This window comes from Ruegeria sp. YTSA135 (genome assembly GCF_059610165.1).
Genome location: NZ_JBXWNC010000006.1, coordinates 15,641 through 28,428, shown reverse-complemented (window position 1 = coordinate 28,428; position 12,788 = coordinate 15,641). Strand labels below are relative to the sequence as shown.

Genomic DNA, 12,788 nt, shown 5'->3' with positions numbered 1-12,788 from the left:
TGTTGAAAGGGATCACAATGGGCAAGACAGTCCGACTGACCGCAGCGCAAGCTTTGGTGCGCTATCTGGGCGCGCAGATGAACGAAGCCGGAGAGCCGTTTATCGCAGGCGTCTGGGCTATCTTTGGTCATGGCAACGTGGCCGGGTTGGGTGAAGCGCTGCACGCCGTAAAAGACAGCCTGCCCACTTACCGCGGTCACAATGAACAGACCATGGCGCATTGCGCGATTGCTTATGCCAAGCAGATGCGGCGCACCCGCGCGATGGCCGTGACCTCGTCGATCGGACCGGGTGCCACCAATATGGTGACGGCGGCTGCGCTGGCCCATGTGAACCGTCTGCCTGTCCTGCTTTTGCCCGGTGATGTCTTCGCCTCTCGCGGACCCGATCCGGTGTTGCAGCAGACCGAGGATTTCACCGATGGAACCGTCAGCGCAAACGACTGTTTCCGTCCGGTCAGCCGGTATTTTGACCGTATCTCGCGGCCCGAGCATTTGCTGACCGCGTTGCCGCGTGCCTTCCGCACGATGACCGACCCGGCCGATTGTGGCCCGGTGACACTGGCCTTCTGTCAGGACGTACAGGCCGAAGCCTATGATTATCCCGAAAGCTTTTTTGAGCCGCGCGTCTGGTATCAGCGCCGTATACGTCCGGATGAGGCCGAGCTGGCCCGGGCGGTCGCCGCGATCAAGGCGGCCAAGCGCCCCGTGATCGTGGCAGGGGGCGGGGTACACTACTCGGGGGCCACCGACGCGCTGCAAAGCTTTGCCGAAACGCACAACATTCCGATAACCGAGACACAGGCAGGTAAGTCGTCGCTGGCCTGGGACCATCCGCTGAACCTTGGCCCCATTGGTGTGACCGGAGGAGAACCCGCCAACACCGTCAGCACCGAGGCTGATCTGGTGTTGGCTGTGGGCACACGTTTGCAAGATTTTACGACCGGCTCATGGGGCCTGTTCTCGAACCCCGACCGCGAGATGATCTGCCTGAATACGTCTGCCTACGATGCCGAAAAACACGGTGCCATGCCGCTGCAATCCGACGCGCGTGTGGGGCTTGAGGAATTGAGTGCAGGTCTGAAGGGCTATCGCGCACAGTCCGTTGCCGACACCCTGAAGGCCGATTGGTTCGGCAAGGTCGACAGACTAACCGACGCACCCGGCGAGGGCAACGCGCTGCCAACCGACATGCAGGTGGTAGGCGCGGTTCAGCGGGCTTCGAGTAACGATACGGTTGTGATGTGCGCGGCGGGCACGATGCCCGGTGAGCTTCACAAGCTATGGAAAGCGCCGCGGCCTGGGTCCTATCACATGGAATACGGCTTTAGCTGTATGGGGTACGAGATCGCGGGCGCGATGGGTATCAAGATGGCTCAGCCGGATCGCGACGTGATCTGCTTTACCGGTGACGGCACCTATATGATGGCGAATTCGGAAATGGCGACGGCGGCGATGATGGGTATCGCGTTCACCTTGGTCATTACCGACAATCGCGGGTTTGGGTGCATCAACCGATTGCAGATGGGCACTGGCGGGGCAGAGTTTAACAACCTGCTGGATCACGCAGTGCATGAAACACCGTCGGCAATCGACTTTGCGGCCCACGCGGCGGCGATGGGGGCGACATCGGTCAAGGTCAGTTCGATTGCCGAGTTCGAAGACGCGCTGGCTAAACGGGGCGATATCAAAGGGCCATATGTGGTGGTCATCGATACTGACCCGTACCCGTCCACCGAATTTGGCGGTACGTGGTGGGAAGTGGCTGTGCCCGAGGTCAGCGCCCGCCCCGAAGTAAACGAAAAACGTGCGGCTTATGAGGTCGCGCTCAAGGAAAGAAACGCGAAATGAGCGTGAAAATCGGAATCTCTCCGATCGCATGGCAGAATGACGACCTGCCGGATCTTACGGCGGCCTTTACTATGGAGCAGGCCCTGAAAGAAGCGCGCGAGATCGGCTATACCGGTGTTGAGCGCGGCCAGCGGATGCCCAGCGATACCGAAGGGCTGCGCGCCTATCTTGAGGCAAACGATATCGCGTTGTGTGGCGGCTGGTGTTCCGGTGCATCCCTGGTCAATGATTTCGCGACCGAGCGGAACACCGTACGTGCACAAGTCGAACAATTTGTGGCCCTGAACAGCCCGTGCATTGTCTATGCCGAATGCTCGAACACGGTTCAGGGGCAGATTGGGACTCCGGTCAATGACAGGCCGAAATTGTCGAAAGACGACGTGTTGGCTTATGCCGCAAATATCACCGAGCTGGCGAAATGGATGGCCGATCAGGGCATGCCAATGGCCTATCATCATCACATGGGCACTATCATCGAAAGCGAAGATGACGTGAACTGGCTGATGGAGGGTTCGGGACCAGAGGTGAAGCTGTGCTTTGACACCGGCCACCTGCTGTTCGGCGGCGGCGATGTTCTGGCGACCCTGAACCGTTGGGGTGATCGTGTTCATCACGTCCATTTCAAGGATATTCGCCCGGCCATTGTGCAGGACGCCCGCGAGAACAACCTCAGTTTCCTCGATGCAGTTATCGCAGGTGCTTTTACCGTGCCCAGTGACGGTTGCATCGATTTTCAGGCAGTTGCGAATGCGCTGAAAGCGATGGACTATGACGGCTGGATCGTGGTCGAAGCCGAACAGGATCCGGCCAAGGCACCGCCCTACGACTACTCCAAAATGGGCTACGACCACATCGTCGACGTCTGCGACAAAGCAGGATTGGAGATCACCGCATAGCACACCGCCCCAAGGGGCAACACCGAAACCATGAAAAAGGAGAATGTCATGGTAAATCAAGACCTCGGATATGTCGGCTATTTTGACCGGGAATCCTGTGATCTGGACGAATTCAAGGTGTTGACCTCACAGGCCCTTTCGGCGAACGCGGCGCCGTTTGCTGCGTCCGTGGAAAACAATATACCGGTCTATGACATGCAAGTTCTGCGTCCGGTTCTAGGGCACGCAGACAAGCGGCAGGCTTTGCTGGCCGAATGGGCTTGGGTGCTTGCCAAATCCGCAGGTGTCATTGCCCTCAAGCGGGCGTATCCGGACACGAGTGTGATCGACCGGGCCACCGACGTGTTCCGCCAGATCATCGAAGACGAACGACAGTGCGGCGGGGGTGAGGGCGACCACTTTGCGGCCTCTGGGGCGAATGACCGGATTTGGAATGCGTTGCAGAAACAGTGCCTGCGTGATCCCGAAGGCTTTGCGCTCTATTTCGGGAACACCTCAATTGCCGCCGCGTGTGAGGCGTGGCTTGGCCCGAACTATCAAGTCACGGCACAGATCAATCAGGTGCGTCCCGGCGGGCAGGCGCAGCAGGCGCATCGTGACTATCACCTTGGCTTTCAAACAGCAGACAGCGCATCGCGCTATCCCGCGCATGCGCATTTTCTGACGGCAGCTCTGACATTGCAGGGCGCTGTGGCGCATTGCGATATGCCGGTCGAGTCTGGCCCGACCAAGCTGCTTCCGTTCTCGCAGCTTTATGCACCCGGATATCTTGCCTTCCACGACACGGATCACCGCGCGCATTTCGAAGACCATTATGTGCAGTTACCTTTGCAAAAGGGGGATGCCGTCTTCTTCAACCCTGCGCTGTTCCATGCGGCCGGCGAAAACCGCAGCGTGGACATTCACCGCATGGCAAACCTGCTGCAGGTGTCCTCGGCCTTTGGTCGGGCGATGGAGGCCGTGGATCGCCGTGCGATGTCCGAGGCGGTTTTTCCTTCGCTCATCACCTTGAAACAACGGGGCGATCTGACCAGTGCAGAGTTGGAGGCCGCAATCGACGCCACCGCCGAGGGGTATCCCTTCCCGACCAATCTCGACACAGATCCTCCGGTCGGGGGTAATGCGCCGGACAGTCAGGCGGATATCCTGCGCCGCGCTGTGGCCGAGGGGTGGTCTGAGGTGCAGCTAGCGAATGCGCTTTCGGCGCTTACCACACGGCAAATCGCCTGAAATAAGAACCGGGCGGTCTGAATGGCCGTCCAATACCGGAGACCATCATGGCAGATTTGCTCAAGAAACCAAACGGTCGCCGTGGCAAGGTGCATGACATCACTCCGGCAAGTGCAGGGTGGCGCTATGTCGGATTCGGCCTGTATCACCTGCGTGCTGGTGACACAGCCGCCGAAGCCACCGATGACCGCGAGGTTATCTTGGTCATGGTCGAGGGCAAGGCGCAGATCACTGGCGCTGGGCAGGATTGGGGCATTCTGGGCGATCGGATGAACGTGTTTGAAAAGACGGCGCCCCATTGCCTTTACCTGCCAAACGGAACTGAGTGGCGGGCCGTTGCTGAAACCGATTGCGTCCTTGCGGTCTGTTCCGCCCCCGGCAAGGGTGGGCACACGGCGCGTCGCATCGGCCCCGAGGGGATCACGCTGACCGAACGCGGCAAAGGCGTGAACACACGCTATATCAACAACATCGCGATGGAGGCGGAAGACTATGCCGACAGCCTGCTGGTAACCGAAGTATTCACACCAAACGGGCATTGGTCGTCCTATCCCAGTCACCGTCATGACGAAGACGACTTTCCCAGGATTACCTATCTGGAAGAGACGTATTATCACCGGCTCAACCCGGCCAATGGGTTCGGCATACAGCGGGTCTATACCGATGATGGACAATTGGACGAGACGATGGCCGTGTCCGATGGCGACGTTGTGGCGGTTCCGAAAGGCCATCACCCTTGCGGCGCACCCTACGGGTTTGAGATGTACTACCTGAACGTCATGGCCGGGCCTTTGCGGAAATGGCGCTTTGTTGCGGCCCCTGAGGTCGAATGGATCATGGAGCGTGATGGATGAGCCAAAACTTTGCGACTTACCCCAGCCTGACGGGAAAAACCGTTTTTATTACCGGAGGGGCCGGCGGCATAGGCGCAAAAACCGTGCGCGCCTTTGCCGCGCAGGGGGCGAAGGTCGGGTTTGTGGACATCAACGCCACTGCCGGACAAACGCTGCTGGCTGATCTTCACGGCGATCACGCGTTCGCCCAATGCGACCTGCGCGACATAGATGCTCTGCGGTCGGCATTAGACCAACTGACCAAGGAACTGGGGTCAGCGCATGTTCTGGTCAACAACGCCGCCCATGACGACAGGCATGACTGGCGCACAGTGACACCGGATTATTGGGATGAAAGGATGGCAACCAATATCCGCCACATGTTTTTTGCCATCCAACACACTGCACCCGCCATGATTGAACGCGGCGGCGGTTCAATCGTCAACTTGGGGTCAAACTCGTGGTGGGAGGCGGGCGCCGGTTTCCCGGCCTACGCCACTGCCAAATCCGCAGTTCACGGACTGACCCGCACCATGGCGCGTGAGCTGGGCGATCACCGTATCCGTGTGAATACCGTTGTTCCCGGCTGGATCATGACGAAACGTCAGAAAGACCTGTGGGTCACACCCGAGGCTTTGGCCAAACAGATCGATCGCCAGTGCCTGCCTGATCCGATCGATCCGGTCTATGTGGCGCGCATGGTGGTGTTTCTGGCCTCTGACGATGCCGCGATGTGCAGCGCAGGCAATTTCATGGTCGAGGGTGGCTCAATCTAGAAATCGAAGATTTGGGGGCAGTATGCGTCAACCGTTTCAACTTTCGGCCTGTGCAGAAATGCTTTGGCTGGACAAGCCGATGGAGTGGCGCGTTGCTCGGTTGACAGAATTGGGGTTCGGAGTGGGCCTGTGGAACTGGCCGAATCTTGATCTTGAAAAGCTAGAGCGCATTGGCGCGAACTTCACGATCATGAACGGCTATCTCAAGGGCCGTCTGGCCGATGACGACGGCGCGGGTATGTTGCTAAGTTCCGCTCGGGAAACGGCCCGGATTGGCAAACGTTTGGGGGTGGATCGTCTGAACCTGCATGGGACTGGATTGGGCGACGGTGGGATTCCGATCTGGCAGCACGACACTGTGACCGGAGCAATGTGGTTGAAAGCACAGGACACCCTGAATCGCATCTGCGATCTGGCCGAAGAAGAGGGTGTCATATTCACCTTAGAGAACTTGAACATGCTGGATCACCCGGGTTGCCCCTTTGGATCGACCAATGATGTTCTGACGTTGGTTTCTGCGATCGACCGCCCACAATTGCGTATCAACCTGGACCTGTATCACACTCAGTTCGGAGAGGGCGACCTGATCCGTTGGTGTCAAAAGTGCCTGCCGTGGATCGGTGAAGTGCAGATTGCCGACAATCCGGGCCGGTGTCAGCCCGGAACAGGTGAAATCAACTATGCCTGTGTTGCGCAGGCGTTGAGCGATATGGGATACCGAGGACCGGTTGCGATGGAGGCGTTTGCCTCCGGTGACCCCGAGGCCGCGCTTGCAGCCTTTCGGGATGCGTTTACACTCTGACTGTTCATTTTTGCGGTGGTGCCCCGAATGCCCGGATCACGGTGCGGGCTGCGGCCTCGACCGGGTCATGGGTTTCCTTCAGGATTGAGACGCGGTCAAATCTTTCCGGATCGCGGTTGACGGCCTCACGCATGGCGTTGCCGAACGCCATACGCAGCTCGGTCCCGATATTGAACTTGCAGATCGAGGTTTCGCGAGCGAGGCGCTTGCGCTGCTCGACCGGAACGCCGGACCCGCCATGGATAACCAGTGGAACATCGGTCATGGCGTCGATCTGACGGATGCGATCTTCATCCAGACCGCCTTCCTTGTTCTGCTGCAAATGGACGTTGCCGACCGAAATGGCCATTGCGTCCACGCCGGTTTCTTTTGCGAATTGAGCGGCTTCGACTGGATCGGTGCCATTCGACCCTTCGCCCCCGGAATAGCCGACAAAACCGATTTCCCCTTCGCATGAAATCCCAGCGGCGTGCGCCATTTCGGCAATCGCAGCAGTCTCATCGATATTCTGCTGCAAAGGCTTGCGAGATCCGTCAAACATGAGGGACGTAAACCCGCTGTCGAGCGCGATCTTGCACTCTTCGAACGTATAGCCGTGATCCAGATGGGCGACGACCGGGACCGAGGCATTTTCAGCCAGATAGAGAAACATTTTGCCCAGAATGGGCAACGGGGTGTGGTCACGGCAGCTTGGACCTGCTTGCAGGATAACGGGTGCGCCTTCAGCCTCGGCAGCGGCAACATAGGCGCGCATGTCTTCCCATCCAAGGGTAACCAGCCCACCGACAGCATAGCCTTGCTGATAGGCGGGGGTCAGGACGTCTTTCAGTGTGACAAGGGTCATTTGAACTTTGCAATCATGTCTTTAATGCCGGGGATTGTTTCGATCTGATAGGCATGGGTCGGTTGGAAATATTGCACCAATGAGCGCTGGCTGAGGCCGCCGAGAATGGTGAAGTAGTACATTTCATAGCCCGGTAGCACGCAGCAAGGGTGATAGCCCTTGTCGATGCAGATCGTTGACCCATCGACGATATGGTAGGCATCCCCCGGTAGGTTATCTTCACGCTGCAACATTTGCAGACCCGAGCCCCAGTTGGGTTTGAAGCGGAAGTTATAGGTTTCGTCGTGGCGGGTTTCGTCCGGCAGGCGATCATCGTCGTGCTTGTGGCTGGGGAAGCCGGACCAGCCGCCCTGGCCAACCGTGAATAGCTCGCTCACCAGCAACCGGCCGACCTTGTGGTGCTGCTTTTGGCCGAGGATGTGCTTGATCTTGCGATGGGTCTTGGTGTCGTCGCTGCCATATTGCACAAGGTCGTGCTTGCGGACATCGAACGGATCGAGCACTTTGTCATATTTGGCGCCGGCCACGAAAACCTCGGCCGTGTCCGAGACGCAGACCATTTGCGCCTTGGCCCCCGACGGCACATAGGCACCTTCTGGCTCGCCATCCCAGACATCCTCGCCCCGGTTGCCCAGATGGGCAAAGCGCACGCCCTCGACATCCACATCGACGCTGCCGGTGGCGGGCACGATGCAGGTCTCGTAGCCCGGCACCTGGTAATCGAAGGCCTCGCCGCGCTTCAGCTTGACGATGTTGAAATAATTCAGCGGCACCGTTGGGTCGTCGGCATCGACGATGGGTTTGTTTAGGTTGTCATAGGGCGCAATATGCATGGGAAACTCCTATGTGGTTGGGCCGGGATGATCGGCGAGGAATGCGTCCAACTCGTGCACCGTTGGCATCGCAGGGGCGCAACCGGGTTGTGAGACCACGATTGAGGCGCAGGCCGACCCGCGCATCACCGCCTCTTTCAATGAATGCCCCACCGCGATCGAAGCAAGCAGGCCCGCCATAAAACTGTCGCCCGCGCCATTGGGTTTAACAGCGGTGACGGGGTAGATGCCGGTCCGGATTTCCTGACCGTCCACCAGCGTGATCGCGCCTTTCTCGCCCATTTTGTAAATGACAACGCGGCCCGGTTTTTCAGCCAGTTCTTTGGCTTTGGCGAACCCCTTGTCGAGTCCGCCAGCCATAAAACCAAACTCTTCGTCATTGCCGACGATCAAGTCGCTGGCTTCCCCGGCGCGCGACAGGACATCTGCGGCCACTTGGGGCGAGGGCCAGCTATAAGGTCGGTAATCGATATCGAAGATGATCGGCAGACCCACCGCACGTGCATTGTCGAATGCGCGGAACGTGGCGCTACGCGAGGGTTCGGCGGCAAAAACCGTGCCGGCCGAGATCACAGCCGAGAATGACCCGTAATCGACCCTGTCCATGTCTTCCTCAGTGACCTGAAAATCGACGGCGCCGTTGCGATAGATGACGTTCTGAAAGTTCTCGATCCGGCTTTCGTAAACCGCCAGCGACATGCGGTATACCCCATCCAAAACGCGGATGTAGGAGGTGTCGACGCCATAGTGATGCAGGCGGTTCAGGCAAAACCGCCCGATGGCATCATCCGATATCGAGGTGATCAGCGACGCGTATCCGCCGAGTTTGACCAGACCTGCGCAGATATTCGCGGATGACCCGCCCAGGTCGGCGTGAAACGTATCGGCATCCTCGCTTTTTACACCGATAGGGTCGGCATACAGGTCCATGCCTGCACGGCCCAGCACGGCGAAGCGGTTTCCTTTGATGCCGTCAATCAGGGCGCTCAAGTCTTGTCCTCCGGCAAAGTGGGGTCGGCAAAGTTTGGACCTTGCGTTGAATCGATTCACACGATACTGATTTTGCAACCGGTTGCAAATACTATGTGCGGAGCCGCGGCAGATGCCTGAAATCGGAATTGGAATCGTAGGTGGCGGCTATATGGGCAAGGCCCATTCGGTCGCGATGTCTGCCGCTGGCGCGGTGTTCAACACGGCGCTGCGCCCGCGTCTTGAGATGATCTGCGCCTCAACTCCTGAAAGCGCCGAACGGTATCGGGCGGCCTACGGGTTTCGCCGTGCGACCGAAGATTGGAAAGTGTTGGTGGGCGATCCTGCGGTCGACGCAGTCGTCATCGCCTCGCCCCAGGAGACGCATCGTCAGATCGCTGAAGCCGCAATTGCCTTGGGCAAACCGGTGCTGTGCGAAAAACCCTTGGGTGCATCGCTGGAGGACGGCCAGGCGATGGTCGCCGCAGCAGAGGCGGCAGGTGTCACGAATATGGTCGGATTCAACTATGTTCGCACACCCGCCACGCAATACGCGCGGAAGCTTGTCGCCGAGGGCGAGCTGGGTGACATTACGTGGTTCCGGGGCGAGCATACCGAAGACTTCTATGCTGATCCTGACGCCCCGGCCACATGGCGGACCACCGGTATGGCAAACGGCACAATCGGTGATCTCGCCCCTCATATTGTCAATGGGGCGTTGGCCCTGATGGGTCCGATTGCCGGGGTTATGGCCGAGGTCGAAACTGTCCATGACACCCGCCCCGGCGGCAAAGTGACCAACGACGATCATGCCCAGATTATGTGCCGCTTTGAAAACGGTGCGATGGGAAATATCTACGTCAGCCGGATCTCGACCGGGCGCAAGATGGGCTACGCCTATGAGATTTCGGGCACCAAGGGAGCGTTGCGATTCGATCAGGAAGACCAGAACGCGCTGTGGTTTTATCGCCGCGAAGGTCCCGAGGCACAAAGCGGGTTTACCAAGATCCTGACCGGTCCTGCACATCCCGACTATGAACCCTTCTGCCAAGGCCCGGGTCACGGCACGGGCTATCAGGACCAGATCATTATCGAGGCCAAGGATTTCCTTGAGGCGATCCATACCGGCAAAGCGATCTGGCCCACCTTCCGAGACGGGCATGAGGTCAACCGGGTGCTGGCCGCGGCATTAGCCTCGTCCAGGCGGCGGCAGTGGCAAGACATCCGCGATTTCTGATCGCGGAATCCTTTCAATTCCAAAGAGAGAAAAGAACCATGGCAAAGCTGAGATGGGGAATGATTGGCGGCGGTGAAGGCAGTCAGATCGGACCTGCCCACCGCCTTGGGGCGCTGGCCGACGGTTTGTTCGAATTCGCCGCAGGCGCGCTGGATCATCGCCCAGATGTGGGCCGCGACTATGCGCAACGCTTGGGCATCGCCACTGATCGTGCTTATGGCGATTGGCGGGACATGCTGGCCGGGGAAAAAGGCCGCGACGATCGGGTTGATCTGGTAACAATCGCCACCCCGAATTCCACGCATTTCGAGATTGCCAAAGCGTTCTTAGAGGCCGGCTTCAACGTGCTGTGCGAAAAACCGATGACCATGACGGTGGAAGAGGGCCAAGAGATTGTCCGCGTGGCAGAAAGCTCGGGTAAGATCTGTGCGGTCAACTATTGCTATTCTGCGTATCCGATGGTTCGTCAGGCGCGCGCGATGGTTCGGGCCGGGGATATCGGCAAGGTGCGCCTTGTGGTGACGAATTTCAGCCATGGCCACCACGGCGATGCAACCGACGCCGACAATCCGCGTGTTCGCTGGCGCTATGACCCGGCGATGGCAGGTGTGTCCGGCCAGTTCGCGGATTGCGGTATCCATGCGCTGCACATGGCCAGTTTCATCTGCGATGACGAGGTGAAATCATTGTCCGCCGACATGGCCTCGACCATTTCCAGCCGTGAGTTAGAGGACGACGCCATGATCAATTTCAGGATGGAGGGCGGCACTGTGGGTCGTCTTTGGACGTCCTCCGTGGCGATCGGCCGACAACACGGTTTTGACATTCAGGTCTTTGGTGAAATCGGAGGCCTGCGCTGGGCTTCGGAACAACCCAACCAGCTGATCTATACCCCTGTGGGCGGGCGCACCCAGATCATCGAAAAAGGCGAAGCCGGGCTGCACGCGGACACGCAGCGCTTGTCGCGCGTTGCCATAGCCCATCCCGAAGGCTTTCCCTTGGCTGTGGCCAATATCTATTGCGACCTTGCAGATGCAATTCGGGACGAACAGCGTGACGGATTGCCCGGCGCAGCAGATGGTCTTCGTTCCATCGCCGCTGTGCACGCGGCTGTTGCATCAGGCAAGGAAGACGGTGCCTGGAAAGACGCGCGCCCGCCGATCTTCCGTTAGTCAGGGGCGGGGCCGCAGCGTGCCCCGCTCGATCACCCGGCAGGGGAAAATCCGCGCCTCGGGATAGCGTTCGGGGTCTTTGAGCATCTCTTCGACCAGATCGACAGACGCGGTAATGATCTGCTTAATCGGTTGATGAATGGTGGTCAGATCAATGCTTTCCCAGCGCGACATCTCCATGTCGTTCAGGCCAATGATGCCGATATCCTTGCCCGGCTCAAGCCCGTGGTCACGCAGGGCCGACAGCGCACCAATAGACAGGATGTCGTCGCCGCAGAAATAGCCATCCGCAGGTGTGTCAGCCAGCAAGCGCAGCATTTCGGCGCGTCCGGCCTCAAACGAGTACGCCCCTGCGAAAGAATGCGATACCTTGAGTTCAGGGTGCTTTTCGACCTCTTCCATGAAGCCGCGATACCGGTCCATGGCTGATGTCGCGTCCTGTGGACCACCTAAATACCCCACGTGCCGATACCGACGCGCCACCAATTCCCGCGCCGCCATACGCCCGCATTCCACGTTGTCGATTCCAACCACATGAACTTCGGGCGAGGTGGCCGAGCGCCCGAATGTATGCACCACCGGAACGCCGGCATCGTGGAACGCCTTGGCAAAGCTGGGCGGCAGGGTCGATGAGGCAACGATGGCGGCGTCCACAGAATACTGCCGCAGCATGCGTACCGAATTCGCAGGCTCGGTCTCATCCGTCAGGTTCACGATCAAGGGCCGCAGCCCGCGGTCCTGCAAGGCGCGGGTGAACTGGTCGAAAACCTCAAGAAAGATTGGATTGTGAAAGTTGTTCGAGATCAGCCCGATCAACTTGGTCCGCCCGGTGGTGAGCGATGACGCCAGCGCATTGGGGCTATAGCCCAGCTCTTTGGCTGCCTTTTCTACTTTGCTACGGGTTTTGGCCGAAACCGAAGCACCCTCGGTAAAGGTGCGCGACACGGCCGAGCGCGAAACGCCAGCCAGCGCGGCAACGTCTTTCAGGGTGACACTCATAGCGGATACCGACGTGTTGGTTGAATGCTGATAGGCAAAGTCATGCGCTAGACACTATGCACTTTTGCACAAAGCTTGCAATCGGTTGCAAAGGTGAGCAGTGTAGGTGGCTGAATACACGGGATTTGGCGGGTTAGGTATGGTATGTGATGAAAGATTCTAACCCCCGACATCTTCGGGAAATACGAAACGCTCTACCAGCTGGGTCAATCACCCGTTTCGCTGCATCTGTCTTTTCCCAACCTACAAACCATGGTTTTCTCAGGTGAATCCTGGCGGTTTGTGTACGACACGTACTACAACGGAAGCAGAGGTCAAGTCGTTGCTTCTATGGATAGCAAGGTCCC

General features: G+C 58.7%; 12 protein-coding genes. 8 read left to right on the top strand and 4 right to left on the bottom strand.

Features of this window, described 5'->3' with window-relative positions; all coding sequences use genetic code 11:
- Positions 1-17 precede the first annotated feature (17 nt).
- From iolD to AC2FIT_RS09475, 6 genes are read left to right on the top strand one after another with little or no spacing between them, the layout of a single operon-like run.
- On the top strand, positions 18-1,850 hold the full coding sequence (gene iolD, locus AC2FIT_RS09500) for a 3D-(3,5/4)-trihydroxycyclohexane-1,2-dione acylhydrolase (decyclizing) (protein ID WP_496828872.1): 1,833 nt from the start codon (positions 18-20) through the stop codon (positions 1,848-1,850).
- Positions 1,847-2,746, top strand: a complete 900-nt coding sequence (gene iolE / locus AC2FIT_RS09495; protein ID WP_496828870.1) for a myo-inosose-2 dehydratase — start codon at positions 1,847-1,849, stop codon at positions 2,744-2,746. Before iolD ends, iolE begins: the two co-directional genes overlap by 4 nt.
- Before the next feature lie 48 nt (positions 2,747-2,794).
- Positions 2,795-3,976 (top strand): phytanoyl-CoA dioxygenase family protein, encoded by a 1,182-nt coding sequence (locus AC2FIT_RS09490; RefSeq protein WP_496828868.1) that lies wholly within the window; start codon positions 2,795-2,797, stop codon positions 3,974-3,976.
- A gap of 47 nt (positions 3,977-4,023) precedes the next feature.
- Entirely contained in the window at positions 4,024-4,830 is an 807-nt protein-coding gene (iolB, locus tag AC2FIT_RS09485) for a 5-deoxy-glucuronate isomerase (protein WP_496828867.1), read from the top strand.
- Entirely contained in the window at positions 4,827-5,585 is a 759-nt protein-coding gene (locus AC2FIT_RS09480) for an SDR family NAD(P)-dependent oxidoreductase (protein ID WP_496828865.1), read from the top strand. The genes iolB and AC2FIT_RS09480 overlap by 4 nt, the downstream gene beginning before the upstream one ends.
- A gap of 22 nt (positions 5,586-5,607) precedes the next feature.
- Positions 5,608-6,387 carry a TIM barrel protein gene (locus AC2FIT_RS09475; RefSeq protein WP_496828863.1) on the top strand — a complete coding sequence of 260 codons (780 nt, stop codon included), beginning with the start codon at positions 5,608-5,610 and terminating at the stop codon, positions 6,385-6,387.
- A gap of 4 nt (positions 6,388-6,391) precedes the next feature.
- Here the strand turns inward: AC2FIT_RS09475 and AC2FIT_RS09470 are convergent, their stop codons facing one another.
- Genes AC2FIT_RS09470 through AC2FIT_RS09460 form a run of 3 tightly spaced genes read right to left on the bottom strand, consistent with a single transcriptional unit; the run spans position 6,392 to position 9,054 of the window.
- Positions 6,392-7,231, bottom strand: a complete 840-nt coding sequence (locus tag AC2FIT_RS09470; RefSeq protein WP_496828861.1) for a class II fructose-bisphosphate aldolase — start codon at positions 7,229-7,231, stop codon at positions 6,392-6,394.
- Positions 7,228-8,064 carry a 5-deoxy-glucuronate isomerase gene (locus AC2FIT_RS09465; protein WP_496828860.1) on the bottom strand — a complete coding sequence of 279 codons (837 nt, stop codon included), beginning with the start codon at positions 8,062-8,064 and terminating at the stop codon, positions 7,228-7,230. The genes AC2FIT_RS09470 and AC2FIT_RS09465 overlap by 4 nt, the downstream gene beginning before the upstream one ends.
- A gap of 9 nt (positions 8,065-8,073) precedes the next feature.
- Positions 8,074-9,054 (bottom strand): PfkB family carbohydrate kinase, encoded by a 981-nt coding sequence (locus AC2FIT_RS09460; RefSeq protein WP_496828858.1) that lies wholly within the window; start codon positions 9,052-9,054, stop codon positions 8,074-8,076.
- Positions 9,055-9,166: 112 nt separating this feature from the next.
- On the opposite strand from AC2FIT_RS09460, the gene AC2FIT_RS09455 reads away from it, so the two are divergent.
- Together AC2FIT_RS09455 and AC2FIT_RS09450 are read left to right on the top strand one after the other, a co-directional pair.
- A complete protein-coding gene (locus AC2FIT_RS09455; protein ID WP_496828856.1) occupies positions 9,167-10,270 on the top strand; it encodes a Gfo/Idh/MocA family protein in 1,104 nt (367 codons plus the stop codon).
- A gap of 38 nt (positions 10,271-10,308) precedes the next feature.
- Entirely contained in the window at positions 10,309-11,442 is a 1,134-nt protein-coding gene (locus AC2FIT_RS09450; RefSeq protein ID WP_496828855.1) for a Gfo/Idh/MocA family protein, read from the top strand.
- Here the strand turns inward: AC2FIT_RS09450 and AC2FIT_RS09445 are convergent, their stop codons facing one another.
- Positions 11,443-12,441 carry a LacI family DNA-binding transcriptional regulator gene (locus AC2FIT_RS09445; protein WP_496828853.1) on the bottom strand — a complete coding sequence of 333 codons (999 nt, stop codon included), beginning with the start codon at positions 12,439-12,441 and terminating at the stop codon, positions 11,443-11,445.
- Positions 12,442-12,788: the final 347 nt, after the last annotated feature.

What these genes read in the sequence shown, in the direction of transcription:
- iolD (WP_496828872.1), top strand. Translation starts at nt 18, where the DNA reads ATGGGCAAGACAGTCCGACTGACCGCAGCGCAAGCTTTGGTGCGCTAT.
- iolE (WP_496828870.1), top strand. Translation starts at nt 1,847, where the DNA reads ATGAGCGTGAAAATCGGAATCTCTCCGATCGCATGGCAGAATGACGAC.
- AC2FIT_RS09490 (WP_496828868.1), top strand. Translation starts at nt 2,795, where the DNA reads ATGGTAAATCAAGACCTCGGATATGTCGGCTATTTTGACCGGGAATCC.
- iolB (WP_496828867.1), top strand. Translation starts at nt 4,024, where the DNA reads ATGGCAGATTTGCTCAAGAAACCAAACGGTCGCCGTGGCAAGGTGCAT.
- AC2FIT_RS09480 (WP_496828865.1), top strand. Translation starts at nt 4,827, where the DNA reads ATGAGCCAAAACTTTGCGACTTACCCCAGCCTGACGGGAAAAACCGTT.
- AC2FIT_RS09475 (WP_496828863.1), top strand. Translation starts at nt 5,608, where the DNA reads ATGCGTCAACCGTTTCAACTTTCGGCCTGTGCAGAAATGCTTTGGCTG.
- AC2FIT_RS09470 (WP_496828861.1), bottom strand. Translation starts at nt 7,231, where the DNA reads ATGACCCTTGTCACACTGAAAGACGTCCTGACCCCCGCCTATCAGCAA.
- AC2FIT_RS09465 (WP_496828860.1), bottom strand. Translation starts at nt 8,064, where the DNA reads ATGCATATTGCGCCCTATGACAACCTAAACAAACCCATCGTCGATGCC.
- AC2FIT_RS09455 (WP_496828856.1), top strand. Translation starts at nt 9,167, where the DNA reads ATGCCTGAAATCGGAATTGGAATCGTAGGTGGCGGCTATATGGGCAAG.
- AC2FIT_RS09450 (WP_496828855.1), top strand. Translation starts at nt 10,309, where the DNA reads ATGGCAAAGCTGAGATGGGGAATGATTGGCGGCGGTGAAGGCAGTCAG.
- AC2FIT_RS09445 (WP_496828853.1), bottom strand. Translation starts at nt 12,441, where the DNA reads ATGAGTGTCACCCTGAAAGACGTTGCCGCGCTGGCTGGCGTTTCGCGC.